Here is a 21,612-nt window from a genome sequence, read left to right on the forward strand (position 1 = left end):
GATGGGAAAAGCAACAGGATTTATGGATTATCCGCGAGAAAAGCCAAAAGACCGGAATCCTCTCACTCGTTTAAGCGACTGGAGAGAGTATACAGCTCCTTTCTCTGATGAAAAGTTAAGTACACAGGGAGCGCGGTGTATGGACTGCGCCACCCCTTTCTGCCATATGGGCATGGAATTGAACCGAGTCACAACGGGCTGCCCGATTCATAATCTGATTCCAGAGTGGAATGATTTGGTTTACCGCGGCAGATGGAAAGAAGCATTAGACCGTTTAACGAAAACGAATAATTTCCCTGAGTTCACGGGCCGCGTTTGTCCGGCCCCTTGTGAAGGGTCTTGTACGGTTGCGATTAATGATCCTGCGGTTGCCATCAAAAACATCGAACGTACTATAATCGATAAAGGGTTTGAAAATGGCTGGATCACACCTCGAATCCCCGAATATAGGACCGGAAAGAAAATTGCTATCATCGGTTCAGGACCTGCTGGATTAGCAAGTGCTGATCAGTTAAATCAAGCAGGTCATTCGGTCACGGTTTATGAGCGTTCAGACCGTGCAGGCGGGCTATTAACATACGGCATTCCGAACATGAAGCTTGAAAAAGATGTCGTTGCGCGTCGAATCAAATTATTAAACCAGGAAGGTATCGATTTCGTCACGAATACGGAAATTGGAAAAGACATTTCATCTGAAGAACTGCAAAATCAATATGATGCAGTTATCCTATGTACAGGTGCTCAAAAGCAACGTGACTTAGTAATTGAAGGGCGCGAAGCAAAAGGCATTCACCTAGCGATGGATTACCTAACGACATCGACTAAAAGCTTGTTGGATTCCAACTTTGAAGATGGTCAATTTTTAAATACAAAAGGTAAAGATGTCATTGTAATTGGTGGAGGAGACACAGGCGCTGACTGTGTTGCTACTGCTCTTCGCCAAGAATGTAAGAGTGTCGTACAGTTCGGGAAGCATCCTATCCTGCCGACAGCTCGGACTTCCGATAATATGTGGCCAGCCTACCCGAATGTATTTTCACTTGAATATGCGTATGAAGAAGCGGAAGCGAAATTTGGTGCAGATCCGCGCCAATATTCAATCCAAACTAAAAAAATCGTCGCGGATGAAAATGGCAACGTAAAAGAACTGCATACGATTTCAATGGAAAAAATTAAAGGGGAAGATGGAGTATACATTTTTAAAGAAATCCCGGGAACGGAAAAAGTATGGCCTGCACAATTTGTATTCATCGCAATCGGATTTGAAGGAACAGAACAGCCGCTTTTAACTCAATTTGGTGTAGAAACCGTCAATCAAAAAATTGATGCAGTCTATGGCGAATACAGAACGAATGTCGAAGGTGTTTTTGCTGCTGGAGACGCAAGAAGAGGGCAAAGCCTAATTGTTTGGGCCATCAATGAAGGCCGTGAAGTAGCAAGGGAAGTAGACCGCTACTTGATGGGTTCGTCGGTATTACCTTAAACAGAAAAAAGAAGTGCCATAAAAACGATTATGGCGCTCCTTTTTTTGTTGGCTGGTGAATTCACGAGTAAATTAGTGAAACTCACGAGTAAATCAGTAAAATTCACGAGTAAAGGAACAAAACTCACGAGTAAATCAGTAAAATTCACGAGTAAAGGAACAAAACTCACGAGTAAATCAGTAAAATTCACGAGTAAAGGAACAAAACTCACGAGTAAATCAGTAAAACTCACGAGTAAATTCACTTAGGATTAATGAGCAGCCAATATTGCTAGGTATACAAAATAGGCGAACAGTATATAAACACTGTCCGCCTAAAATACTATCATTCAGCTTCTGTAGTTGCTTCTTGAAAAACACCAAGTTCTGTGTGAGTTAGTGCATGGACAGATGCAATTATTTTTTCTGTCTTTACGTCATCTCCTACGGCTTGAAGCAATTTCTCTTTTAGTTGGGATTTAGTTAAAGGATTCCCAGGACTTCCTTTAGGTGTATCGATTCGTTTCGAAAGCACATCCCCACTTGTTGTGGTCACGTTCACAATTGTAAATCGTCCCACTGGGAGTGCTGTCTTTGAAGGCTTGGTCGTTACATCTATCTCTCTAGTTACTTTCTGAAAAGATTTTCTCCATGAAGATGGAATAGGTGTCGATTCAAAAGATGAAAAGGTCAGCGGTTTGCCTGAGAGCGCGAGCCATACTATATACTCGATCGAAAATCTTCCTTCTTCACCAGTCGCGGGGTTACGATGTATCAAAGCGGAATCACCATTTGGAGGAAAGCAAACACTCACCGATTGAATATCTTCATCCGACAAATCGTACTTCTTTTGTAAAAAAACAGCTGCTTCCACGCCATGTGCAGCAGCAGAACAAAAAGGGTACTGTTTAAACCATAACCCTGGTGTAACGATACGCCATGTCTTTCCCCAATTTACTGTCAAATCGGGAACTCCATTATCCGCATATACCTCAAAGAAACCGTTCTTTCCATTTAAGAAGTCTGGGTTGCTATGTAATCCCGCACGAATCCAATCCGCTGAATCCACAGCGTTTTTAGCAGCAATTCCTACATGGAGTGGCTTTACCACAGTACCAAACTGAAGCCGAAGACCCGCCGATTGCGTAGCGGCCAGACTCATCGTTTCAGCTATTAAACGTGGAGGATATTCCCGTAAGTATGCAATCGCCCCAGCAGCAGCTATCACGCCTAGTGTAGCTGTATTATGCCAACCTTTTGTATAATGATAGGGGTTCATAGCTTCGCCAAACCGAGCCATAATCTCCACACCAATCACATAGGCAGCTAAAAAACGATTCCCGGGCATTTCTGGTTCTCCCACCGCTAACAAAGCAGACAAAATGACTGCGCTTGGATGGCCTCTTACATCTGAATGTACATCATCATAATCTAGTAAATGAGCTTGAAAGCCATTGAAGAGTGCTGCTTGGGCCCTTGTTGCTTGAATGTCACTTCCAATCAAGTAACTCTTTCCATTTCCGCCTTCATCCAAAATGATTTGTTTTAAAATCGTAATCTCTTTCTCAGATTTTGTTTGATAGGAAACAGCTAGATAATCAAGCATTCCTTCGATGGCAGCATTTTTTACCAACTCATTTTCCAAAGGATTAGAATAATAGATCGCTTCTTCTAACATTTCCGTGTTCATCCACACCACTTCCTTTTTTACCTGGCTGCTCCGTCTGATTCATCTCCCATTTGCCGTAAAAAACGCTGCGTTCTCGGATTAAGAGAATGGTCAATTACTTGTTCTGGGGTGCCTTGTTCGATAATATGTCCATCAGCCATGAAAATGACATGGTCCGCGACTTCCTTCGCAAATTGCATTTCGTGCGTCACAATCACCATAGTGGTATCTTCTTTTGCCAACTCCCGTATTACTTGCAAAACCTCATTAACCAATTCAGGGTCAAGAGCGGAGGTAGGTTCATCAAATAAAATGGCATGTGGCTTTACAGCTAAAGCTCTAGCGATGCTAACACGCTGCTGTTGTCCACCAGATAAGGTAGCGGGGTATTGTTTTGCCTGTTTTTCTAAGCCAACCCGTTTCAATAAATCCTCGCCGATTTGAATGGCTTCCTCTTTTTTCATCTTTTTGCTGACAAGCAACGCTTCAATCACGTTTTTTAAGGCCGTTTTATTTTTAAATAGGTTATAGTGTTGGAATACCATCGCTGTTTGCTGTCTTAATTGATACGCGTCTCTCTCTTTATATTTTTGGGTATCCAATTTTACATCCTTGATTTCTATGGTGCCGCTGTTGGGCTTTTCCAACAAGTTCAGACAGCGTAATAACGTTGATTTTCCAGAACCAGAAGGACCAATAATGGCGACAACTTCCCCGGTTTTTATATCCAAGTTAATATCGTTCAATACTTGTTTATCATCAAAATGTTTGGTTAAGTTTCTTACTTTTATCATATGATCACCTTCTAAGTGGTTTGCTGAGCCAAATCTCCAGATATTTTTGTATCCAAGAATAAAGAATAACCAATAGCCAGTAAATCAAGCCAACCACCAAATACGTCTCGAAAAAGCGCATGTTAGCGGATGCAATCATTTTTCCCTCTGCAAATAGTTCCGTGATTCCTAATGTAAAGGCAAGGGACGTTTCTTTAATCAAAGATATAAATGTATTTCCTGTTGCTGGCAATGCATTTAAAGCAGCCTGTGGTAAAATGATTCGCGAGTAAATCTGCACTCGTTTCATGCCAGTTGCAAGGCCCGCTTCCATCTGCCCTTTGTCCACGGAATTCAATCCAGCTCGGAAAATTTCTGCTAAATAGGAGGATTCTTTCAAACTAAATCCAATGATCGCCGCCGTGATTGCTTCCATCGTTGACAACGACGGGAATAACTGTGGTAAACCGTAGTAAATGATGAATAAAAGTACCAATGTTGGCATCCCTCGAAATAAAGAGATATATAAGCCTGCCAAATGGGTGATTCCAAAAATAGTACTATTTCTTATTAAGGCTACTACAAGTCCGATAATAATGGCTAAAACCATCGAAATGATGGCTAAAACCAGAGTGATCGGAATAAATTTTGCGATTTGTAGGGAAATTTCCAACATATATTGTAAATCAAAATTCATAATGCTTTAAAACCTCCGCTATGTTATTCGCCGGAATTCGTGGTGATATCTTCACCAAAATATTTATTGGATAGCTTCGCTAATGTACCATCTTCTTTAAGTTTTTTTATTTCTGTCGTGAATTCTTCATTTAATTTTTTTCCCTTTTCTGTCTTGGGAAATGGATATCCTACATTTTCATAGGCAACTGGATCACCGACTAGTTTTAACGGAAGATCATTTTTCTTTATTTCTGCAACTAGGATTGGGCGGGAATTGATATATCCATCAACACGGTTGTTAATGGCATCTTGCATTGCGCCATCCCGAGTTTCATAGGTTCGTATTTTGATATCGCCGTTTTTATCATATTTTTCTAGGTTCGCAACGTTATTAGACCCCAACACACCGGAAACGGTTTTGCCTTTAAGATCAGCCAAACTTTTAATATCATTGTTTTTTGTGCTTGATACAATTTGTGCACCATAATAACTATATGGCTCTGTAAAATTAAATTGCTCTTGGCGTTCTGGTGTTATAGCAACCGCATTCGCAACGGTGTCTAATTTACCTGATCCCAATTGCCCCATTATCCCACTGAAATCAGAAGTGACCCACTCTACCTTGTATCCTAAATCCTTAGCGATGCGTTCTGTAACTTCTACGTCAAAACCAATTAATTTACCATCCTCTTGATAACCATTTGGATAGCTTTGGCCAGTTGACCCCACTTTGATTGTTTTTTGCAAGGAATCTTTTGCCGTATCCTCTTGTTTTGAATTGCCACATGCTGCAAGTACTACTATGAAAAGTAAAGAGAGTCCAAGGGAAAGGATTTTTTTCATCGTTGTTTTCCTCCTAATTATTAAATAGTTTGATTATGTTTTGCAGTCCAAGCTTGATATTGTTCCGGTTGCAATATTTTCCTCAAATATATCGTGAGATGACCTTTGCCTAAATCTTTTTGACCTATCTCTTCAAATCCACTTTTTTCGTACATTTCTTTTAGCCATGGATGATTATCCGCGGTTCCGAGTGTAACCGCGGGGGCTCTCAGTTGCTTCTTCAAAATTTCTTCTTCGAGCCATGACAGAACTTTTTTCCCTATGCCTTGACGCTTATATGCAGGGTTTGTAGCGAACCAGCCTATGTGTGGCAATACGAGCGGGCCAGGATTTGGGCCCCATGGTAACCGAATCGATACGGTGGAAATGAATGTCCCATTTTCCTCCAGAACATATACCTTATTTTCGGTTATGTGTTTAATCGCTTCCTCTCTTGTGGCTGTTGACGCAGAGAAGTGAATATCCAATTCTCGAATACTCGCATAAGCATCTAATGTTAAACGAAGAAATTTATCCACATCTTCTACTTGTACTTCACGAAATATTTGACTCATCTCGTACCTCCTATACTCTAGTAATTTCTTCTTCGGTGGGGTGGCTCTGTCTTTGCGAACCATCATCCAGGTGTAAGAAGTTTAAAAGTTATGAGAATATTGATTGACCGGTTTATCCAGGCCAAGATTCCCTCGTAATGTGTTACTTTCATATTTCGTACGGAAAATTCCTTTTGATTGCAGTTCAGGGACAACAAGTTCAACAAAATCTGTTAAAGAATCAGGTAATAGGGCTGGCATAATATTAAAGCCGTCAGCTGCATTTTCATTCACCCAATCTTCAATCTTATCCGCAATCTGCGTTGGTGTTCCAATTGCGATATGATGTCCACGTGAACCTGCAACCCATTGATATGTCTGACGTAATGTTAAATTTTCATTGGTCGCTCGTTTAACGATCAAATCATATTTACTTTGGATACTATCTACATTATCAGGCAATGAAATATCAGCAAACGGTGTATCCAAAGGGATACTCGAAAAATCCACATTTCCAAAATACCTTCCCATAATAGCCAACCCTATTTCGGGAATAATTAACTCCTGTAATGCCTCATACTTCTCTTTGGCTTCCTTCTCAGTCTGTCCCACAATCGGGAACAATCCTGGCATAATACTCAAGCTGCTTTTCTCCCGATTAAAAGCGGCCAAATGACTTTTTAACTCATTGTAAAATGAAATCGCGTCTTCCTTGTTCTCCTGCGCAGTAAAGACAATCTCTGCGTGCTTTGCTGCAAGCAATTGCCCATCGCCAGAAGAGCCTGCTTGTACGATAACCGGATGCCCTTGAGGAGAGCGAGAAACATTTAATGGTCCTTTTACAGTGAAGAACTCACCTTGATGATTGATTTCATGAAACTTGCTTTCATCAATAAATTGACCTGTTTCTTTATCAATAATCAACGTATCGTCTTCCCATGAGTCCCACAATTTCTTGGTAACTTCAACAAATTCAGTAGCTCTTTTATAACGTAGACTATGTTCTAGATGTTCTGATTTATTAAAATTTGCTGCTGTAGAGGCAAGGGACGTTGTGACTACGTTCCAGCCAGCACGGCCCGAGGTAATATGGTCTAAAGAAGCGAATCTTCTAGCAACATTAAAGGGTTCTTCGTAGGTGGTGGAGGCTGTTGAAACCAAACCAATATTGGAAGTCGCCGAGGCTAGATAAGATAACAGGGTCAATGGCTCAAATCGTGTCAGAATATTAGGGTGCGAGTCCTTTGCAACTGACAAACTATCTGCCAAAAATAATAAATCAAATAATCCTTTTTCTGCAGTCTGCGCTAACCCCTTAAAATAATCGATGTTCATATTAGCTTTCGGATTGGCGTTTGGATGTCTCCAAGAAGCAACGTGATGTCCTGTTCCAGCCAAAAATACACCTAGTTTTACTTTTTTCTTTTTCATGTGTCAATTACTCCTTTGTGTCTTCACTTTTAAACGCAGGGGATTTATAATATAAATATCCTTACTGGTTTACTCTGAATTATTGCTAAAATAAAACCCGCTTCCAATTAGAAGAGGGTTTCTTCCGCCCAAAGTGTATGTAATGTCTTTACTTTTTTACTACTATTGAAATTAAATACTTTTTTGTATTGATACGTTAATATAGTAAATTACTTCAAATGGTAGCATTTTGTATAATAAATTGTCAATGGAAAATATTCAAAATAAACACTTTTCATTTCTGGGATATGATTGACTTCATTCCATCAGATGCTTACCATGCTACATAAATTAGAACTCATACTTTACACGTTTATCAACAAGCGATAGCTGCTTCAATTGATATTCCTTGGAATTAGTTTCGTTCTTTAATTTTTTCATGAGAATGAATGTGGAAAACTTTTAATCGTATTTTTGAGGAGATGGATAACCGTTGACTATTAGCAATATAGAATTAGAGAATTATCTATTGAAATTCAGGCGTGATCTTCATATGACACCTGAGTTATCAAACGAAGAATTTGAAACGACTAGGAAAATTAAAGAAGCACTTCAATCTCAGGATATTAAGATACTTAATTTTCCATTGGAAACGGGTGTGGTAGCTGAGATAAAAGGAAGCAAGCCTGGACCTACGATAGCACTTCGCTCCGATATTGATGCTTTACCGATTTTGGAGCAATCTGAGGTGAGCTTCCCTTCAAAGCACGTCGGCGTGATGCATGCATGTGGTCACGATTTTCACACCTCTGTCATTTTGGGTACTGCTTTTTTATTAAAAAAAGAAGAAAGAGATATGGCCGGAACGATTCGTTTGATATTTCAGCCTGCAGAGGAAACGGGACACGGTGCAAGTGCTTTAATGGAGACCGGTGTGTTGGATGATGTGGATGTGATTTTTGGTCTTCATAATGATCCGACGTTGAAAGTTGGGGAGTTAGGAACAAAACATGGTGCATTGACAGCGGGAGTCGATCGCTTTGAAGTGCATGTTAAAGCAACTGGCTCACATGCGGCCAAACCGGAAGAGGGGAATGATCCGATTATCATAGCAGGACAAATTATCTCAACGCTGCAAACCATCATCAGCCGAAATGTGGCACCAAAAGAGACCGCCGTTTTGAGCATCACTCAAATTCATAGTGGATCAACGTGGAATGTTATCCCTGATAGTGCATATTTAGAAGGGACCGTACGCACCTTCAGTAAAATCCAACGAGAGTTTATACATAAACGTATGAAACAAGTCTTACATGGTATAAGTGAAACATTCAATGCGAAAGTTGAATTATCTTGGCATCCAGGTCCCCCATCAGTTGATAATACGCCAGAATGGGCAGATTTGATGCTTCAGGTTGGAGACTCAGCAGGCTACACGACAAAAACGCTAGAAGCTAGCTCAATAGGTGAAGATTTCGCTTTTTACCAAGAAAAAATACCAGGTGCTTTCGTAATGTTAGGTTCAGGCGGTCCATATGACCTGCATCATCCGAAGTTTATAGTAGATGAAACGGCACTTTTCCCAGCCGCTTCCTATTTTCGCTTATTGGCTTTAGAAGCGTTGAAAAAAGTAAAGAGTTGATAGTAAATCGAACACAATTTGTTAAACAAGCGAAGAAACAAGCTAAATAAGAAGGTCATCAAATTCGTTACCTTATGCATCCAATGAAAGTAGAAAAAAAATCGTATACAACAAGTCAACTAAATGAAATATTTGAAGTAAAAGAGAAGGGGGGCATATCATCATGAAAACCTATCCATTAAATGAATCCGATTATCATTTAATTGCTGCTGCAAGTGCTAAAATTACAGAACTTTACGAAGAAAATAAGCATCATGTGGGTGCTGCATTGAAAACAAAGACAGGGAAAATAGTTGCTGCCGTACATATTGAAGCATATATTGGCCGTGTAACAGTATGTGCAGAAGCTATTGCAATTGGAAAGGCAATATCGGACGGAGAAAAAGAATTTGATACAATTGTGGCAGTAAAGCATCCATATGCTGATGAAGTGGATAGAGCTTTAAAAGTTGTCAGTCCTTGTGGAATGTGTCGTGAATTAATCTCAGACTATGCGGAAGACTGTTTTGTCATATTAGATGTAAATGGAGTAACAGTTAAAACAAAAATTATTGAATTACTGCCACTGAAGTATACTAGAAATTCATAAAATACGATTCCACTTTTTCTAAGTTTGATCCTATACTATAACTAAAATTAAAACACAAAAAGCAATTCTTCCATAATGAAGGATTGCTTTTTTATTCGGGTACCATATCTACTTTATTCGCGCGATAAAATCATTTAATTTATCCAATGTGGTGATGTTTTGATTGCATTTTAAGCTATCCAAGCAAATATAATTACCTTTTTTAATGAATGTACCTTGTACTGTTCCTTTTGTTTCGGACATAAACATTCCTAATTCTTCAAAGCGACTGCATATGGCACAGATACCTTTTTTGTTAGAAGGTTTAATTGTCCCATGCAACCCCAATAGCTTATTGTGATGAGGTGCTATGATGAATTTTTTTCCGGAGCCGATATCATCCCATCCCAAATATGAAATCTCTCTCAAGTCTAAGTTCTCTAACATAGGGTTCTTTAACTTCTTCGCTTTAGGAAATAGCTTTTTGATCGTTTTTTCAGTCACTTCTTTAAAAGGAATCACAAATGGCTTTACCTTCAATAGAAACACTTCAGCTTGTGCAGGCTCTTTGATGGTATCAATTGGGTCTAATACTTGCCTTTGCTCCTCACTCAATTCATTGAATAAGCTTAACACTCTTTCTTTCGCGACTGTTTTCAGGGTATGAATAACATCCCTATCATTCGCAGTCGCGTGTCCATTTATGAGAATCTGAGTTTGAGACTTAATAAAGTTATATTGCTCACTTCTGATAAAAGGTTCCATTTTTCCACCCCTGTTCATGTTGCTACGATACCATTTAAACTTGGTACCGTTTCTAATTACTTTACAGAATTTGCATCAACATTGAAAGGTAGAGAACGACTAAGAAACATACTCGACATATGAGTAGCGCTGATAATATTGTCAGCGCTACAATTTTTTTACCTATTTAGAATAAACGATTTTTTTGATGGTTTCTATGGAGAGAAAATGTTCCTCGGCTAATTGATGAATTGTATGCCCCTTTTTAAATGCATATTTAATAGAAGCATTTCTGTCATCAATGTATTTCCTTGATCCCGAACTAGCTCCCCACTTTTGATAAGTCGTTTCTAGTTTAGGGATATATATCGTTTCACCTTGTATATACTTTTGAATTTCCACAATCAGCTTTTCAGGTAAAACAGTCGTTGCTTTTACATATTTCATTTCTGCCAGCCCCTTATTCTTTTTTTTAGAACAAAATAAGGTGCAAAGCCAAATATATAGAAATGATAAGCTGGGCGATGTTAGTTTAGATTAATTTTACCCCATGCAAAGTATCGCCTCCAATACTAGGCTTTGCATGAGACGCTGCAGAAGGTGGCATTAAAAGTCTTATTGCCATCTTTACACCTCCCCTTTGTGTTATAAATAACACTTATTTTAATTATTATAAAATATATAAATGTGATTGCAAACTATTTCCAGTATATGACGATGCAAAATGAACGGACCCAAATGGATAGAAGGATGGGCTGATTGTTTGATAATGAACTTTGTACATGAAATAATTGAATATAGAAAGTAAACTAACCATTATGGGAGCTGACTTTTATGAAAGTATTCGTAGTTGGGGCAAATGGGCAGATCGGTAAACACCTGGTTGATTTGCTAAAAGATAGCCAGGAACATAGTGTACGAGCAATGATTCGCAAAGAAGAACAGAGGAAGCACTTTGAGAAAATCGGAGTCGAATCTGTAATCGTAAGTTTAACGGGATCAGTGGATGAGATTGCGAAAGCGGCAAATGGGTGCGATGCAATCGTGTTTACGGCAGGATCGGGAGGCAGCACAGGCGCGGATCAGACGCTTTTGATTGATTTAGACGGTGCTGTTAAAACGATTGAAGCAGCTGAAAACCTAGGAATCAACCGATTCATCATGGTCAGTGCCTTTCAGGCGAATAATAGGGAAAACTGGAATGAAGCCATCAAACCATATTATGTGGCCAAACACTATGCGGATAGAGCATTGTTACAAAGCAGTTTAACGTATACCATCATCCGGCCGGGTGGACTTGTGAACGAACCTGGCACAGGCCATGTAGCCGCTGCTGAGGAACTGGAAAGAGGGACGATTGCGCGGGAGGATGTGGCTCAAACAATTCTTTCCTCATTAATCGAAGAAAATACGTATAACCGTTCCTTTGACTTAATAACAGGGGATACACCGATTCCTCAAGCGTTAAAAACAATTTAATAAGAAAAATAGAGGCAGAGCCATTCAGAAGTGAATGTGCTCTGCTATTTTATTCCTTCTATATATTTGATGATCTTAGCAGGGTTTCCACCTACAACCGCACAATCTGGGACATCTTTTGTTACAACAGCTCCCGAAGCAACAACAGCAGTGTTCCCTATTGTAATTCCGGGATTGATGATGGCTCTGCCGCCAATCCAAACATTGTCTCCAATCGTTACGGGCTTTCCGTATTCTACACCTGAACTGCGTTCGAATGGGTCTAGTGGATGTGTGGCTGTATAGATATGTACCCCAGGAGCCAACATACAATCCCTTCCTATACGGACTTCGCAAGTATCCAGTATGACACAATTAAAATTCGCATAAAAGTTTTCCCCTACAGTAATGTTATACCCATAGTCACAACGAAAAGTGGGCTCAATGTATATCTTTTTCCCACTGAAACCAAAAAGCTCCCTCAGAAGTTCAATTCTTTTACACTCATCGGTTTCCGTTGTCTGATTGTATAGTCGGGTTAATCTTCGTGCATTCTCTCTATCTTTTACTAATTCTGGGTCCGCCGCAATATATAGTTCTCCGTTCACCATTTTTTCTTTTTCTGTCTTCAATACTTCAACCTTCTTTCTAATTTGTTTTGTTATCTCTCATTTTAATAAAGGTAACAGGAAAAGAAAGATTTTTCTGAATAATAAATGTAATAACTTTTGACAAACGTTCCAGTGCATTTTATAGTAAGGGGTGTTGTGTTTAAGTTTCAGGTGGATACATGACTACGGAATAAGTCAATTCAGTAGTTTATTTCACTTTTAAATCGAAATTAGATGGACAACATCTCTTTTCTTTCGTTAAGAGAATCAAAATATTGGAGGCTTCAAAATGTCAAAGAAAGCACCACTTTCTTTTGTAATTGTTACAGGATTAATGCTTTTTGCTTTATTTTTTGGTGCAGGAAACTTAATATTCCCTGCTATGCTCGGTCAATCGGCCGGGACAAATTTATGGTCTGCTAGTTTAGGATTTATCATAACAGGTGTTGGATTGCCATTTGTCACAATATTGGCATTTGGTTTTTCAGGTAAAAGTGATGTGCAGTCGCTTGCAAGCAGAGCGCACCCGATGTTCGGTTTTATTTTCACAGCCGTTCTATATTTATCGCTCGGGCCGTTATTCGCTCTTCCAAGAACGGGAAGTGTGTCTTATGAAATAGGGATTAAACCTTTTCTTCCAGATGGAGTCGGCTTTTTACCTTTGCTAGTATTTACGGTCATATACTTTGGACTTGCCTGTTTATTATCTATTAACCCATCGAAAATGTTGGATATTGTCGGGAAAATTCTAACTCCACTATTATTGATTTTTATCGGGATACTAATTGTAGTGGCAATTGCAAATCCAATGGGGGAAATCCAATCTCCTATTGCGGATTATTCAGATAATTCGTTCTTCAAAGGCTTCAAAGAAGGATATTTAACTATGGATACGCTTGCTGCATTTGCATTTGGTATTATTATCATTAATGCAATCAAAGATAAAGGAATTACTTCAAGAAGAGAAGTTTTAGGTTTCTGTATGAAAGCTGGCCTTATAGCAGCTTCTCTATTAGTAATTGTTTATACTGCTTTAACTTATGTCGGAGCAACTAGTGTGGAGAAACTTGGTTATTTAGGGAATGGTGGAGACGTTCTAGCGCAAGCTTCGAATTATTTTTTTGGTCCTGCAGGTGCAGTACTGTTAGGGTTAATAGTAATCGCAGCTTGTTTAACTACTAGTATAGGCTTGATAACAGCTTGTTCTTCCTATTTCAATAAAGTAATTCCTGCTGTATCGTATAAGTCATTTGTTGTTATTTTTTCAGTTTTTAGCGCAGCTGTTGCCAATGTAGGTCTGACTAAACTAATTTCGATTACAGTGCCTGTGTTAACCGCGATTTATCCATTGGCCATCGTTTTAATTGTGTTAACATTCTTGCATTCCTTTTTCAAAGGAAAATCCGAGGTATACTTGGGGAGTTTATTATTAACAGCCATCATCAGTATTTTGGATGGATTAATGGCTTCCGGTGTTAAAATTTATGCTATTTCCGATTTTTTCACCGATTTCCTTCCATTATATAGTGTAGGAATAGGATGGGTGCTTCCAGCCATCTTTGGTGGTGTATTAGGCTTTACGATAAGCCTAATGAAAAGGAGTCCCGAAGAAGTGTATTAAGCCTAGTTATAGAAAATAGGCATCAGAACGTTGAATGTAAATGATTACTCTTAGAGCTGTCTTTATGACGGCTCTTTTTCTTAGTGTTTGTTTTTACCGGTAAAGAGCATTAAAATGATGAAAAAGGGGTGTATGGAGACAATGATTAATCGTTTACCAAAAGAAATAGCTAATATTTTACATACAAATAAAAAAAATTCTTCTCAATTTGAGGAACTGATAAGGAAAGGTGGATATCTGCCTCCTGAGATGGAGTTGATGGTGGATGCCATTACAGCCTTAAGTATGGGGAAGAACATCCTCTTGAAAGGACCGACAGGGGCAGGGAAGACGAAATTTGCCGAGACGTTATCGAATTTATTCAACCAACCGATGTTCAGTGTCAACTGCTCAGTCGATTTGGATGCTGAAAGCTTATTGGGCTTCAAGACGCTTGCTTACAAAGAGGAAAAACAGGTGATTGAATTCGTTCCAGGTCCTGTTATCAATTCGATGAATCATGGACATTTCTTATACATAGATGAAATCAATATGGCGAAGCCGGAAACACTGCCGTTAATCAATGGGGTGCTCGATTACAGGAGAACGATAACGAACCCGTTCACGAACGAAGTCATCACTGCGAAAGATGGTTTTAACGTAATTGCTGCAATAAACGAAGGCTATGTCGGTACAGTACCGCTGAATGAGGCGCTGAAAAACCGGTTTGTCGTGATCGAGGTTCCTTATATCGAAGGAGAGCAGTTAAAGCAATTGATTCAATCGAATACACAGTTGAAGGATTCAAGAAGTATCGAATTGTTCGTTAAGCTCTCAGGTGACTTGATAAACGCCGTTAATCAAGGAAAAGTGGCTGAAGATGCAGCATCAATTCGGGCTTTGCTTGATGCCTGTGACCTCAGTGTATTGATTCCCCCGAAACGTGCGATTCTTCGCTCCATCGTGGATAAGTTGGACGAGGAACGAGAGCGGGAGTTTGTGAAGAATTTGGCAGATACATTATTCTAACTAGGAGAATGCCGCATGAAGTATATTCGATTCAATGATTCAATAATTGATACGGCCCTTTTTTTACAGCTACAGGATCTATCGACTGTCTTATCAGGTATTCCTGACCTGGAATTTGAATATAATTATGGTTCCTTTATTGATCTGATTCAGACTAAGGTCACAGCCAGCCATTTTTGGGAAAATGGGAATCAGGAGGTAAAGGAAGCGGGATTGAAAACAGATGTGCTGCTTAGAACAATTGGGACGCTGCATCATTCTACAATCCGAAGCATGAAAGAGTACCAGGACATCATAGAAGAATGCTCTCTTCCAAAGTTTGCTGCTCAGTTGTTCACCATATTCGAAGATCTGCGTTTGGAGGAATTGGTGAAAAAAGAACGTCCTGGCACGAAAAAGTGGTTCTCTGTACGGGGAACGTACCTTAAACAATATTTCGAAAGCCAATTAGCGACAAATGTCACAAGAAGCTTTGCGCTAGACGAACTGTATTGCCTCGTTTATTTACTGATTCATTCAGATAGGCCCGATCCTGTTTTTCCGAGAGCTAATGAACGCCAACTAGAGGAACTGGAAAAAATTAAACCACTTATTCATTCGGTCTTTGAAGCAACAAAAACGAGTGATATCACTAGAATTTGTGAACAAATCGTTTTTAGGTTGAACGAAGAGTATCAGGATACGATGAATGAATATTTCATATTTCCTGTTGCTAATGTGGAGAAGTATACGGCGAATACGTTATTTGATGAACTAACAAGAAATGATGAACTGGTGAACGATGACGCAGAAGATGTAAGTGAAGAGAATAGTGAGTTTATTGATGAAAAATTCTCGACATGGCATCGCGAGAATAAAAATGGCGAGAACAATTCGACCTTCCTTCAGTTTGAATTGGAGCAGGGAACGAAAACAAGCTTGATGGGCGGAGGAGCTCGGGAAGCGGAAGATGCTGACCAGGCGCTGGCCTCGATTCAAGGCTCGTCAGGAGAAAGTGAACAAAAGGAATACAAGCAACAGGAAACGCTCGAAAAGAAGCAAACGAATATCGGAAAAAGTGGTGAACATCCATTTGGCGAAGAAAATAAAGACGTCGTTCAGATAATTAAAGAAGCAAAAATGCCTTCGCCTATTGAGGAAAAACGCTATCGCGAGTTTGTTGCAGATATTGAACCGTTCAAGAGAAAACTCTCAAGTACGATTGAGAAAACACTCGAAAATAAAAAGAATGCACCAAGAAAAGACTTGGTCTATGGCCGCTTATCAAAGAAATTACTGCCGCTTGTACTCGACGAAAATCCAAGGGTCTTTTACAAAAAGAATAGGGATTCCAATGAAATAGATGCCGTGTTCACGCTATTGATCGATTGCTCGGCCTCTATGCATAACAAGATGGATGAAACGAAACGAGGGATCGTCCTGTTTCATGAAGTGCTAAAAAAATTAAGAATTCCTCACTCGATTGTCGGTTTTTGGGAGGATGCAAATGAGGTGAAAGAAGGCTATCAGCCAAATTACTTCCACGTGATCCAATCCCATTCTGATTCGTTTTATCAAAACTCAGGAGCAAAAATCATGCAGCTTGAACCGGAGGAAGACAACCGAGACGGATACAGTATCAGGGTTGCAACAAAAGAATTGGAAAAAAGGAGAGAAAAGAATCGCTTCTTGCTCGTATTTTCCGATGGTGAACCTGCCGCGGCCGATTATGACCAAAATGGAATCGTCGACACGCATCTTGCCGTATCCGAAGCCCGGAAAAAAGGAATCGAAATCATTGGCATGTTTTTAGCGGATGGAAGCGTGGATGAAAGTGAAGAACTGACGATGAAAAACATCTACGGCAAAGAACGGCTGATGATTCCGAGTGTAGCTGAATTGCCAGAGCATTTTACCCCGCTATTAAAGAAGCTGTTACTGAAGACCATTTGAGAAAGCCATGTACCTGCACTCTTTCGCTCAACATTCATATTCTAGACTGTAACCTAGATGGGGAGTGAAAGAAAAATGGAAGATACAATGCAAAACTATGGTGAATATGGAAGTTTTGATGGGGCCCCTATGACGGAAGGGTTTGGTGAATTTGATCGACCCGGAGGATTTGCAATGCCCGGAGGTCAAGGTCAACCTGGAGGATTTCCAATGCCCGGAGGTCAAGGCCAGCCGGGAGGATTTCCAATGCCCGGAGGTCAAGGCCAGCCGGGAGGATTTCCAATGCCCGGAGGTCAAGGCCAGCCGGGAGGATTTGCAATGCCCGGAGGTCAAGGCCAGCCGGGAGGATTTGCAATGCCCGGAGGTCAAGGCCAGCCGGGAGGATTTGCAATGCCCGGAGGTCAAGGCCAGCCGGGAGGATCTCCAATGCCCGGAGGTCAAGGCCAACCTGGAGGATTCCCGATGCAAGGATTTCAAGGCCAACCTGGAGGATTCCCGATGCAAGGATTTCAAGGTCAACCTGGAGGATTCCCGATGCAAGGATTTCAAGGTCAACCTGGAGGATTCCCGATGCAAGGATTTCAAGGCCAACCTGGAGGATTCCCGATGCAAGGATTTCAAGGTCAACCGGGAGGATTCCCGATGCAAGGATTTCAAGGCCAGCCGGGAGGATTCCCGATGCAAGGATTTCAAGGCCAGCCTGGAGGATTCCCGATGCAAGGATTTCAAGGCCAGCCTGGAGGATTCCCGATGCAAGGATTTCAAGGCCAGCCGGGAGGATTCCCGATGCAAGGATTTCAAGGCCAGCCTGGAGGATTCCCGATGCAAGGATTTCAAGGCCAGCCGGGAGGATTCCCGATGCAAGGATTTCAAGGTCAACCTGGAGGATTCCCGATGCCCGGAGGTCAAGGTCAGCCCGGAGGATTCCCGATGCAAGGATTTTAGAGCTAATATGTTGAATTTCCGATACAAGGCGGGGGAATTCAGCAACATTAAAGTAGGTTGAATAAATATTGAACGGAAAAATACATCCCAATTTGATTAACAGGATCATAAGAGGTACGTAAAACACAGTAGGATTCAGCAATGAATTCTACTGTGTTTTTTTGTATTTCACGCTAGTTATTCGCATGAATCCAATACTCTAAATCAGATGTAAACTATTAGAATAAATGATGAGGATTCTTTTTAGAATAATTAGGGTAAACCATAAATGACGAAAGATGGATGGAGGTAATAATCATAATGATGAATGTAGTGTTTATGGTGCTTTATTTTTTAATCATTGGTCTTGTTATTGAAATATCGGTTACCTTATTAAAACTGACTGGGTTAAAGAACACTGTAGCTAGATTTCAAGTTATCTCCATGCTAACTGGTACTGGATTCACTACTGACGAATCAAAGTCTATTATTGATCATCCTGTTCGAAGAAAAATAAGCATGTTTTTAATTTTATTTGGAGCCTTTTCTCTTGCTGTTATTATTTCATCAATTAGTACACTGCTTACAGATGATTTACGCTTAATGGAGTTAAGCATTATTATTGGGATATTGACGATCTTGACTATTACCGTTAAAACACCATTCATAAATAATAGATTATCGAATAAAATGCAAAGTGAAATGCACAATCATTATGAATTGTGGGAACACCCGATAGAAGAGGTTTTATTTTTAGAAAATGAAGACGTTGTTATGCAGATTGATATTAATGAGGACTCTGAGTTCATTGACGTTATTACTTTTGATATCGTATCGCGAGGAGTAGACATCAATATCTTGTATATCGAAAGCGGAGAAGCAAAAATTAGGAAAGAGTTAAATGAACATAAAATTAAACTTGGTGATAATCTCTTTCTGTATGGAAATAAAAACGAAATAGAAGAGACCTTTTCAAAAGAAATCGAAGCGATGAACAAGAAAGAGAATGCCTCATGAAACATTCCCCGCCCTAAATAGGAGCGGAGAATGAATATGAAGATGCGTACCTAATACAATGTTGCTGTATTAATGTTTTTTATTCGGTAATTTCTGGGCAGGATTGCCGTTACCTTGACGACGCTTATTGGCTGCATCTTTTTTTTGCTGTTCTTGAATATTCTCTACAAACTCTTCTGAACTTTTCATGGATAAAACCTCCTCAGTTATTTTCTTCTTTACTATAACCAGAAGAGGAGCAATTCATGAGCATTGATGGGGACAAGCACTTTTAAATTTTCTTTTATTGAAAATATAATCAGAGGAACTTTTTTTATTGAACGAAAAGAAACCAGGAAATGGTGGTAAAATATGGACTAATAAGTTTTGGTGTGAAATTGAATAACTATATGAAAAGAAAGAAGTGAACTTAATGAATAATCGTTTAGATGGAAAGGTTGCGTTGGTCACAGGTTCATCAAGAGGAATTGGCCGAGCTATAGTAGAACAGCTCGCGGATTTAGGTGCAAAAGTAGTAATCAACTATTCAGGCAGTTCACAAAAGGCGTATGAAGTAGTGGAAGGCATAAAGAAAAATGATGGAGAAGCAATTGCTATCCAAGCAGATATTAGCCAAGTTACTCACATTGTCAATCTCTTCGAAGAAACGGTCAAAGCGTATGGGAGAATTGATATTTTAGTGAACAATGCTGGACTGATGATTAATAAACCACTAGCAGAGGCAACGGAAGAAGACTTTGATAAACAATTTGGCGTAAACGTTAAGGGGACGTACTTTGCTTGTCAACAAGCATTAAAATATATGGAGCTCAATGGTAGGATCGTTAATATTTCTACCTCCGTATTAGGCCAAATGTTCCCTACGTATAGTATGTATGCAGGTACAAAAGGGGCAGTTGAACAATTTACAAGACAACTGGCTAAAGAGTTTGGTTCTAAACAAATCACTATTAACGCAATTGCTCCAGGTCCCGTTAACACAGAATTGTTTAATATAGGAAAATCCGAGCAACAAATCGAAGGGATGAAAAAAATGAGTGCATTCGGACGTTTAGGTGAAACGGATGACATTGCTAATGTGATCACGTTTTTAGTGAGTGAACAAGCACAGTGGGTTACGGGACAAACGATCAGAGTCAATGGAGGGTTTATTTAATTGCTTGAAATTAATACTAAAGCAACGTTAGTATGATATTTGCTTTAGTATTATGCTCCTATGAAAATATTATTTCTGATGTTAGGATATATAACATTAGAATATTTGGAATATTGACAAAAATGAAAGCGGTATCTATAATGATTAATAATAATACCCATGATTAAACTTTTATTGGAGTTTTGCCAATGGAGAAGACATCTTCAGTCCGAGAATTATGTGAAATGCATACTAACTTAATAGACAAGGATATATGCATACTTGAAAATCTGTCGAATAATCTAACATTGATTGCTAATTTGAATCAAGCCAATGTCTTTATTGACTGTCCAGTACGAGAAGGAAAGCATGCCATTGTTGTGGCAGAGCAAAGCGCACATTCTGTAAAGTCGGTTTATAATTATTCGGTTGTTGGTAAGATCGCCTATGAAGCCTTCGAGCCGGCAGTCTTTTATGTATTACGTACCGGAAAGGATATGTTTGTGAATCGAGCATTGACTCAAGAGGGAGTCATGGTCCAACAAAGTGTTGTTCCGGTTAGAGGGGAATGCAATCGTGTCATTGCCGTATTGATTATGGAGAAGGTGATTCAAGAAGAACCCGAAACTTCAAATTTTTTCGAAAGACAAGATGAACAAAATTCTTTAGTACCTGAATTTATTGAAGAGTCTATATTCCTGATTAATAATCATAATCAGATTGTCTATACTAATCCGGCGGCTATTAATCTAGTAACGGATATTTGTTTGACCGAATGTGTGCTAGGTACCAGCATTTTCGACTATTTTCCTAGCTTTGCTGATGTACTCGCATCAACAGAAGAAGTATTAATGAAGGAGCTGCACATTGGGAAGAAAATTTTTCAAGTAAAGAAATTTCATATACGCGGCAAGAAATCTAAGGAAGCATTTATCATCTTCCGGGATATGACTGAACTGCGGGAAAAAGAAAGAGAACTGATTAGTAAGTCAGTTGCGATTCGTGAAATTCATCATAGAGTGAAAAATAATCTGCAGACGGTTGCCAGTTTGCTTCGGCTACAGATGAGGATGGAGGTTCCTGAAGAAAGTAAACCTCATTTATTGGTCAGTTTAAACCGAGTATTAAGCATATCGTCGGTTTATGAAATCATTTTGGCTAGTAGCCATGTTGATCATGTAGATTTACTGGAGCTCATTAAAAAAATCGGTGATATGATTGTGTATAGTGAGAATCAAGAAAGTAAAAACCTAAGTATTGAATATATTGGTGAGCTTCATTCCATTGACTCCGATATAGCTGTATCAGTTGCGTTGGTGGCGAATGAACTCATTTATAATTGTGTGAGGCATGCTTTCAGTGGAAGAACGGTTGGAAAGATTACCGTGTCTTTACAAAAGGATGGTTCTGAATTAGAGATTCAAGTTTTGGATAATGGCATTGGGTATTCTCCGGCAGCTAAGCCTTCATTAGGATTAGATATTATCCGCATGACGGTCGAGAATGATTTGGGTGGAGAATTTTCGGTTTGTCGAATCATGGAAGGTACGTTGGCTACCATAAGATTTCCATACAATAGGTAGG

At 39.6% G+C, this 21,612-nt stretch carries 21 protein-coding genes; 11 read left to right on the forward strand and 10 right to left on the reverse strand.

Translation table 11 applies throughout. The features are described from left to right. Window position 1: 1 nt before the first annotated feature. Window positions 2–1,483: a glutamate synthase small subunit gene (gltD, locus tag JFU24_RS19940; protein WP_201222866.1), complete on the forward strand. Its 1,482-nt coding sequence runs from the start codon at window positions 2–4 to the stop codon at window positions 1,481–1,483. A 325-nt stretch (window positions 1,484–1,808) separates the two neighbouring features. On the opposite strand, the gene JFU24_RS19945 is transcribed toward gltD, so the two are convergent. The 6 genes from JFU24_RS19945 to JFU24_RS19970 form a co-directional block, all read right to left on the reverse strand. Further along, window positions 1,809–3,152 (reverse strand): MmgE/PrpD family protein, encoded by a 1,344-nt coding sequence (locus JFU24_RS19945; protein WP_201222867.1) that lies wholly within the window; start codon window positions 3,150–3,152, stop codon window positions 1,809–1,811. A 17-nt stretch (window positions 3,153–3,169) separates the two neighbouring features. Continuing rightward, entirely contained in the window at window positions 3,170–3,925 is a 756-nt protein-coding gene (locus JFU24_RS19950; protein ID WP_201186964.1) for an amino acid ABC transporter ATP-binding protein, read from the reverse strand. A gap of 4 nt (window positions 3,926–3,929) precedes the next feature. After that, on the reverse strand, window positions 3,930–4,601 hold the full coding sequence (locus JFU24_RS19955) for an amino acid ABC transporter permease (RefSeq protein WP_201186962.1): 672 nt from the start codon (window positions 4,599–4,601) through the stop codon (window positions 3,930–3,932). Window positions 4,602–4,624: 23 nt separating this feature from the next. Next, window positions 4,625–5,425, reverse strand: coding sequence for an amino acid ABC transporter substrate-binding protein (locus JFU24_RS19960; protein ID WP_201186960.1), 801 nt, complete (start codon window positions 5,423–5,425; stop codon window positions 4,625–4,627). A 20-nt stretch (window positions 5,426–5,445) separates the two neighbouring features. Continuing rightward, window positions 5,446–5,979 carry a GNAT family N-acetyltransferase gene (locus JFU24_RS19965; RefSeq protein WP_201222868.1) on the reverse strand — a complete coding sequence of 178 codons (534 nt, stop codon included), beginning with the start codon at window positions 5,977–5,979 and terminating at the stop codon, window positions 5,446–5,448. An 81-nt stretch (window positions 5,980–6,060) separates the two neighbouring features. After that, on the reverse strand, window positions 6,061–7,389 hold the full coding sequence (locus JFU24_RS19970) for an LLM class flavin-dependent oxidoreductase (protein ID WP_201222870.1): 1,329 nt from the start codon (window positions 7,387–7,389) through the stop codon (window positions 6,061–6,063). Window positions 7,390–7,861: 472 nt separating this feature from the next. Here JFU24_RS19970 and JFU24_RS19975 point away from each other — a divergent pair, with 472 nt between their 5' ends. Continuing rightward, window positions 7,862–9,010 (forward strand): amidohydrolase, encoded by a 1,149-nt coding sequence (locus JFU24_RS19975; RefSeq protein WP_274608142.1) that lies wholly within the window; start codon window positions 7,862–7,864, stop codon window positions 9,008–9,010. A 160-nt stretch (window positions 9,011–9,170) separates the two neighbouring features. After that, window positions 9,171–9,599: a cytidine deaminase gene (locus tag JFU24_RS19980; RefSeq protein ID WP_397329221.1), complete on the forward strand. Its 429-nt coding sequence runs from the start codon at window positions 9,171–9,173 to the stop codon at window positions 9,597–9,599. A gap of 108 nt (window positions 9,600–9,707) precedes the next feature. On the opposite strand, the gene JFU24_RS19985 is transcribed toward JFU24_RS19980, so the two are convergent. Together JFU24_RS19985 and JFU24_RS19990 are read right to left on the reverse strand one after the other, a co-directional pair. Next, window positions 9,708–10,343: a FusB/FusC family EF-G-binding protein gene (locus tag JFU24_RS19985; RefSeq protein WP_201186951.1), complete on the reverse strand. Its 636-nt coding sequence runs from the start codon at window positions 10,341–10,343 to the stop codon at window positions 9,708–9,710. A 162-nt stretch (window positions 10,344–10,505) separates the two neighbouring features. Beyond that, window positions 10,506–10,769, reverse strand: coding sequence for a CD3324 family protein (locus tag JFU24_RS19990; protein WP_053347873.1), 264 nt, complete (start codon window positions 10,767–10,769; stop codon window positions 10,506–10,508). 387 nt (window positions 10,770–11,156) lie between these two features. Between JFU24_RS19990 and JFU24_RS19995 the strand changes: the two genes are divergently transcribed. Then, complete coding sequence (locus tag JFU24_RS19995; protein WP_201186949.1) at window positions 11,157–11,801, forward strand: SDR family oxidoreductase; 645 nt, start codon at window positions 11,157–11,159, stop codon at window positions 11,799–11,801. Between the two features lie 44 nt (window positions 11,802–11,845). Here the strand turns inward: JFU24_RS19995 and JFU24_RS20000 are convergent, their stop codons facing one another. Then, the gene (locus JFU24_RS20000) at window positions 11,846–12,412 is read right to left on the reverse strand and encodes a maltose acetyltransferase domain-containing protein (RefSeq protein WP_201186948.1); all 567 of its coding nucleotides are present in this window, start codon (window positions 12,410–12,412) and stop codon (window positions 11,846–11,848) included. A 268-nt stretch (window positions 12,413–12,680) separates the two neighbouring features. Between JFU24_RS20000 and brnQ the strand changes: the two genes are divergently transcribed. The 5 genes from brnQ (at window position 12,681) to JFU24_RS20025 (ending at window position 18,893) form a co-directional block, all read left to right on the forward strand. Then, a complete protein-coding gene (gene brnQ / locus JFU24_RS20005; RefSeq protein WP_201186947.1) occupies window positions 12,681–14,012 on the forward strand; it encodes a branched-chain amino acid transport system II carrier protein in 1,332 nt (443 codons plus the stop codon). Window positions 14,013–14,153: 141 nt separating this feature from the next. Continuing rightward, window positions 14,154–15,020 (forward strand): ATP-binding protein, encoded by an 867-nt coding sequence (locus JFU24_RS20010; protein WP_082527419.1) that lies wholly within the window; start codon window positions 14,154–14,156, stop codon window positions 15,018–15,020. Between the two features lie 15 nt (window positions 15,021–15,035). After that, a complete protein-coding gene (locus JFU24_RS20015; RefSeq protein WP_201186946.1) occupies window positions 15,036–16,952 on the forward strand; it encodes a vWA domain-containing protein in 1,917 nt (638 codons plus the stop codon). Between the two features lie 75 nt (window positions 16,953–17,027). Next, window positions 17,028–17,897, forward strand: coding sequence for a hypothetical protein (locus JFU24_RS20020; protein WP_201250331.1), 870 nt, complete (start codon window positions 17,028–17,030; stop codon window positions 17,895–17,897). Window positions 17,898–18,197: 300 nt separating this feature from the next. Continuing rightward, window positions 18,198–18,893: a hypothetical protein gene (locus JFU24_RS20025; protein ID WP_242485371.1), complete on the forward strand. Its 696-nt coding sequence runs from the start codon at window positions 18,198–18,200 to the stop codon at window positions 18,891–18,893. 69 nt (window positions 18,894–18,962) lie between these two features. Here the strand turns inward: JFU24_RS20025 and JFU24_RS20030 are convergent, their stop codons facing one another. Further along, window positions 18,963–19,082 carry a DUF4023 domain-containing protein gene (locus tag JFU24_RS20030; RefSeq protein ID WP_053347866.1) on the reverse strand — a complete coding sequence of 40 codons (120 nt, stop codon included), beginning with the start codon at window positions 19,080–19,082 and terminating at the stop codon, window positions 18,963–18,965. Between the two features lie 223 nt (window positions 19,083–19,305). On the opposite strand from JFU24_RS20030, the gene JFU24_RS20035 reads away from it, so the two are divergent. After that, entirely contained in the window at window positions 19,306–20,049 is a 744-nt protein-coding gene (locus JFU24_RS20035; RefSeq protein ID WP_201250332.1) for an SDR family oxidoreductase, read from the forward strand. A 188-nt stretch (window positions 20,050–20,237) separates the two neighbouring features. Further along, window positions 20,238–21,611 carry a sensor histidine kinase gene (locus tag JFU24_RS20040; RefSeq protein ID WP_201250333.1) on the forward strand — a complete coding sequence of 458 codons (1,374 nt, stop codon included), beginning with the start codon at window positions 20,238–20,240 and terminating at the stop codon, window positions 21,609–21,611. Window position 21,612 lies beyond the last annotated feature (1 nt).

The organism is Peribacillus sp. TH27 (assembly GCF_016650915.1).
Classification (GTDB): domain Bacteria; phylum Bacillota; class Bacilli; order Bacillales; family DSM-1321; genus Peribacillus; species Peribacillus butanolivorans.

What these genes read in the sequence shown, in the direction of transcription:
- JFU24_RS20035 (WP_201250332.1), top strand. Translation starts at nt 19,306, where the DNA reads ATGAATAATCGTTTAGATGGAAAGGTTGCGTTGGTCACAGGTTCATCA.
- JFU24_RS19995 (WP_201186949.1), top strand. Translation starts at nt 11,157, where the DNA reads ATGAAAGTATTCGTAGTTGGGGCAAATGGGCAGATCGGTAAACACCTG.
- JFU24_RS20025 (WP_242485371.1), top strand. Translation starts at nt 18,198, where the DNA reads ATGATGAATGTAGTGTTTATGGTGCTTTATTTTTTAATCATTGGTCTT.
- JFU24_RS19990 (WP_053347873.1), bottom strand. Translation starts at nt 10,769, where the DNA reads ATGAAATATGTAAAAGCAACGACTGTTTTACCTGAAAAGCTGATTGTG.
- brnQ (WP_201186947.1), top strand. Translation starts at nt 12,681, where the DNA reads ATGTCAAAGAAAGCACCACTTTCTTTTGTAATTGTTACAGGATTAATG.
- JFU24_RS20010 (WP_082527419.1), top strand. Translation starts at nt 14,154, where the DNA reads ATGATTAATCGTTTACCAAAAGAAATAGCTAATATTTTACATACAAAT.
- JFU24_RS20040 (WP_201250333.1), top strand. Translation starts at nt 20,238, where the DNA reads ATGGAGAAGACATCTTCAGTCCGAGAATTATGTGAAATGCATACTAAC.
- JFU24_RS20020 (WP_201250331.1), top strand. Translation starts at nt 17,028, where the DNA reads ATGGAAGATACAATGCAAAACTATGGTGAATATGGAAGTTTTGATGGG.
- JFU24_RS20030 (WP_053347866.1), bottom strand. Translation starts at nt 19,082, where the DNA reads ATGAAAAGTTCAGAAGAGTTTGTAGAGAATATTCAAGAACAGCAAAAA.
- JFU24_RS19950 (WP_201186964.1), bottom strand. Translation starts at nt 3,925, where the DNA reads ATGATAAAAGTAAGAAACTTAACCAAACATTTTGATGATAAACAAGTA.
- JFU24_RS20015 (WP_201186946.1), top strand. Translation starts at nt 15,036, where the DNA reads ATGAAGTATATTCGATTCAATGATTCAATAATTGATACGGCCCTTTTT.
- JFU24_RS19965 (WP_201222868.1), bottom strand. Translation starts at nt 5,979, where the DNA reads ATGAGTCAAATATTTCGTGAAGTACAAGTAGAAGATGTGGATAAATTT.
- JFU24_RS19945 (WP_201222867.1), bottom strand. Translation starts at nt 3,152, where the DNA reads ATGAACACGGAAATGTTAGAAGAAGCGATCTATTATTCTAATCCTTTG.
- gltD (WP_201222866.1), top strand. Translation starts at nt 2, where the DNA reads ATGGGAAAAGCAACAGGATTTATGGATTATCCGCGAGAAAAGCCAAAA.
- JFU24_RS19960 (WP_201186960.1), bottom strand. Translation starts at nt 5,425, where the DNA reads ATGAAAAAAATCCTTTCCCTTGGACTCTCTTTACTTTTCATAGTAGTA.
- JFU24_RS19970 (WP_201222870.1), bottom strand. Translation starts at nt 7,389, where the DNA reads ATGAAAAAGAAAAAAGTAAAACTAGGTGTATTTTTGGCTGGAACAGGA.
- JFU24_RS19955 (WP_201186962.1), bottom strand. Translation starts at nt 4,601, where the DNA reads ATGAATTTTGATTTACAATATATGTTGGAAATTTCCCTACAAATCGCA.
- JFU24_RS19985 (WP_201186951.1), bottom strand. Translation starts at nt 10,343, where the DNA reads ATGGAACCTTTTATCAGAAGTGAGCAATATAACTTTATTAAGTCTCAA.